The 4084-nt window shown below is 49.5% G+C and carries 3 protein-coding genes; 1 reads left to right on the top strand and 2 read right to left on the bottom strand.

Annotated features, from left to right (window positions below; all coding sequences use genetic code 11):
* Both IQ256_RS30610 and IQ256_RS28615 read right to left on the bottom strand, forming a co-directional pair.
* On the bottom strand, positions 1-226 hold a 226-nt coding region (locus IQ256_RS30610; protein WP_193859083.1), incomplete at its 3' end, for an AAA family ATPase.
* Positions 223-1629 carry a 3' terminal RNA ribose 2'-O-methyltransferase Hen1 gene (locus tag IQ256_RS28615; RefSeq protein ID WP_193859082.1) on the bottom strand — a complete coding sequence of 469 codons (1407 nt, stop codon included), beginning with the start codon at positions 1627-1629 and terminating at the stop codon, positions 223-225. The genes IQ256_RS28615 and IQ256_RS30610, both read right to left, overlap by 4 nt.
* A gap of 249 nt (positions 1630-1878) precedes the next feature.
* Here IQ256_RS28615 and IQ256_RS28610 point away from each other — a divergent pair, with 249 nt between their 5' ends.
* A complete protein-coding gene (locus IQ256_RS28610) occupies positions 1879-3930 on the top strand; it encodes an EAL domain-containing protein (protein ID WP_193859081.1) in 2052 nt (683 codons plus the stop codon).
* Positions 3931-4084: the final 154 nt, after the last annotated feature.

Genomic DNA, 4084 nt, shown 5'->3' with positions numbered 1-4084 from the left:
CCGTCAGCCTGCCCGCTTTCAGGCGCTTGGCGAGGATGTAGTGAAGCACCTCAAAAGCGTCTCTAGTCGCCGACTGGTCGGTTTCATCATCAGAGACTACCCCCCGAAAATGATCAGAAGATAAAATCTCCGTCTTCGCAAAATGCTGGCGAGCAAAAGTAGATTTTCCCGCGCCTGATGCGCCGATTAAAACAACTAGAGAAAGTTCTGGGATGGTAATTTTCACTGGCGTTCCTCCTGCCTAACGAATACGCCCATTTGACTTGGCGTGCCTACCTCGGGCGACTCGAAGCCGATGCCCTGGAATTCGACCTGGTAGCCATATCGCTTACAGAGGCTATCGGCCCAAGCTTGAAACTCTGGCCGCGTCCATTCAAACCGATGATCCTGATGGCGAAAATGTCCTTTCTCTAACGTTGGAAATAGGGCATTAAACTCAGCGTTAGGCGTGGTAATGACGACCAACGGCGGCTGAGCGAACTGAAAAAGCACCTGTTCAAATGTAGCCAGTCGATTTAAATCCATATGCTCAATCACTTCGATCACTGCCGCCGCGTCATAGCCGATCAGTCGTTCATCTCGATAGGTCAAAGAACCTTGCATTAGCTGTAGTCTCTCTCTTTGGTGCAGAGGAATCTGTTCGACTCTCAATCTCTTTTTGGCAGTTTCTAAGGCGCGAAAAGATACATCTATGCCCATCAACCGCTCAAAGAACCGATCTTCCCACAGCGCTTTCAACAGATTGCCTTCACCGCAACCCAAATCTACCACTCTCTTCGCATGGTGAGATTTCAGAACTGCCGCTACTGCTGCCATCCGCTGTTGATTTAGGCTCACAGGTTTCTTCGCGGCTAGCTTTTGCCAGCTCTTGGCAGCCAATTCGGCGTCAGCATCTGGATCTTCGCCTTCCATTAGCTGCGCGATCGCCACTTCTGCCAGCTTCCGCACTCGCTTAAAATAGCGCTGTGTGATTTGTTCTCTGTGCGGATGATCTTTTAGCCAGCCTTCACCGTGTCGCAATAGCTTATCGACTTCGTCAGCGCCAAACCAATAGTGCTTGTCTTCGTCCATCACCGGAATTAGCACGTAGAGATGGCTGAGCAAATCGGATAGGCGCACTTTGTGGCTAAGCGTAACTGATAGATAGCGGCTATTTCCCCAATCGGGAAAGGTCTCGTCTAGCGGTAGAGGCTCAGCTGCGATCGCATACCCTAGCGGCTCAAAAAGGTCTCTTAGAAAAGTCTCTCCGCCCCGGCACGGCAGCACTGGCAGCGTGATAGTCAAAGGAATCGGCGTGTTAACTAGATCAGGTCGATCTTTGCAGCGACCGGATAGCGCGGTGGAGAATACCTTTGCGATCGCCACGCTCAAAAAAGAAGAGGCTACGTAAGGGCGATCGTTCACATACTGATCGAACGCGCCGCCCTGTCGAGCAGACTTTCGTACTAGTCCTACCGGGTCAATTTCTAGCAGTAGCGCCGCCGTACAGCGCTCAGCACGCGCTTCTGGATAGAAAACATGTGCCTGACCAAACCCCAACGCAAAAGTTTGAGTCCGCTCGGGATGCTTGTGCAGCAAATAACCCAAATCAGTCGCAGGCTGGTGCGTAGTGGACAGCGTTAGCAGCATTAAATATAAAAAGGGAATTGATAAAGCTATATTACTGCAATGTATTACGACCGTTCTTCCGCGCCGTACTAAGCCGGTGACCGTAAGTGAGCATAGTCTCGACTAAGCAGCTCCCTTCAATGCTAGTAATGTCTGGTCAGCCGCTGAGCTAAGCGTTACGGTGAGTTAAGGGTATGGCCTTGCAAAGCGTTGATTTTTACCCTCCCTATCTTATTGCTATGGCTACGCTTAAATCTGGCCACCTATTCGATGCCTACATCCGTTCTTAGAATTAAAGCCTTATCTACTCTGCGCGAAGCTTTTCTTGCTCTGCTACCCGTTGTTCTGATCATGAACAGCCTAGTGATAATGGGCAAGCTCATTCAGATAATCAACATCTGGGGCATTCCTATTCCTGATGTGGGTAGTGATGCTATTAGCCGACTCTATTACTTTCTCCTGCCGCTCTTTGTCAGTCTATCGCTCAGTACGCTGCTTGCCCAAGAGAAAGGCCTCGATCAGATCGGGACGCTGCTGATTGTTATGGTCTGTTTTCTGCGAGGCACCGGCTTTCTTAGCATTAGCTTAGACGCTCAGCTCAGCTCCTATCATGGCTCCGTACTCACCAGCATCCTAGTAACTTGGATAGCCATCAGGCTACTGCACCATTTCTCTACAAAGCCTCGCCTGCAGCTTGTCTCCAGCAGAGATCCTTCTCGTGACGAAATCAGTCCTAGACTTGTCAGTGCGCTCAACCTTATCATTCCTGGCTTCCTAACCGTTTTGTGCGTTGAGCTGCTTAGGCTAGGGGCTGTGAGACTAGTAGATATGACCCTGCTAGCTCAAACAGGTTTTCAGATTCGCCCGATGGAGCCTGTTCGAGAACTTATCCTATACAAAGCCATTTCCCTGTGCTCGTGGCTTGTTGGTATTCATGGCGAGCATAGCGCTTCTGGGTTTTTCCGCTCTTTGTACAACACCCCTGTTGGTGACGCCACAGCTATTCAGCTCAATACCTTTCATGCGGCTTTTGTCAACATGGGCGGCACGGGTTCCACGCTGCCGATTCCTTTTATCATCTTGTTCTCAAAACGGCTGTCTCGGTTTAGGGCGATCGCCAAAATCAGCCTTCCTTTCTCTCTATTCACTATCAACGAAACGCTGTTGTTTGGACTTCCTATTCTGTTCAATCCCGTTTTCTTGATACCCTTTCTCTCCACAGCCTTTGTGAATATGGCGATCGCACTTACCGCCATCCACTTCAACCTGTTCACCGTTAGCCCCGATCCCATCTACTGGATGACCCCGCCTTTCTATAAAGCCTACGTCGCTAGCGGTGGCTCCGGTTGGGCGATGCTCACCCAGCTCGTCTGCATCGTCATTGATGGATGTATTTATTATCCCTTCTTGCTCATTGCGGCACAGCGATATGAGGCTCCCAAGGATCTCTTTGATCTTTTTCACAAAAACAACGGTCGCTTTCTGAGCGAAGCGCTAGTTCAACGCCGAGAGACAGATTTCTTCACGCAGCAAGAATCCCATATAAAATCTGCCGCCGTTTGCCAGAGTGTACTCAGCCAGCTAAAAAAAGGTCGTTTCCTACTTTACTTTCAACCTAAGGTAAGTGCCAGTACACTAAAGATTGTTGGACTAGAAGCCCTTCTCCGTTTCCAAACCCACACCGGACAGATCATCCCACCAACTTTTTTGCCTACCCTGTATCAGCAAGGTCTCTCCAAAACAGTCGATCAAAAAGTCATCGATCTGGTATTCGACGACCTACGCCATTGGCAGGCAAAGAAGATAGCAATTCCACCGATCGCACTCAACTTCGATAAAGACTTTCTCCTTGACACCACAGCCGTTAAAGATTTTATTCGTAGGGCTAAAGAATTTGGCGTATATTTCTGCATCGAAATTACAGAACATACCTACGTAAAAGAAGGTAAAGCTCTTGCCCTTGCCGTCCGCCATCTCCGCGCCGCCGGACATCGTATCTCTATTGACGACTTTGGTTCTGGATACTCCTCTCTCACGAGCCTAGTTTCTCTAGAAGCGGACGAAATCAAGCTTGACAGAGCTCTCGCTGTCCCAGCCAAGAACGAAGTAGAACGTGGCATGGTTCTTCTGGTTTCAAGTATCCAGCTTTGCCACAAACTCGGGTTTTCAGTTGTGGCCGAAGGTATAGAAACTAAAGATCAACTCCACTTAGTTCAACGGTGCGGTGTAGACGTTGTTCAAGGTTACTACCTCGGGCGACCAGTAAGCCTTCAGCAAGTTAACCAGTACCTTCTAAAAACAGACTATGGTGAAAGCACGTAGTCCGAAACAGCTTTAGTTTCCTACGTGTCCCGTACCTGTTTAGCGTATACATCGAGACCCACCCCGTCACTACGTGCCACCCCTCCCGTGGAGGGGATTTACTTCAGGTAGCGATGTTAGAGGTAACCGATCTCGACTCTCAACGTCGCATAGC

The organism is cf. Phormidesmis sp. LEGE 11477 (assembly GCF_015207105.1).
Lineage (GTDB): Bacteria > Cyanobacteriota > Cyanobacteriia > Phormidesmidales > Phormidesmidaceae > Phormidesmis.
This window is presented reverse-complemented; position numbering and strand designations above follow the sequence as displayed.

What these genes read in the sequence shown, in the direction of transcription:
- IQ256_RS28615 (WP_193859082.1), bottom strand. Translation starts at nt 1,629, where the DNA reads ATGCTGCTAACGCTGTCCACTACGCACCAGCCTGCGACTGATTTGGGT.
- IQ256_RS28610 (WP_193859081.1), top strand. Translation starts at nt 1,879, where the DNA reads ATGCCTACATCCGTTCTTAGAATTAAAGCCTTATCTACTCTGCGCGAA.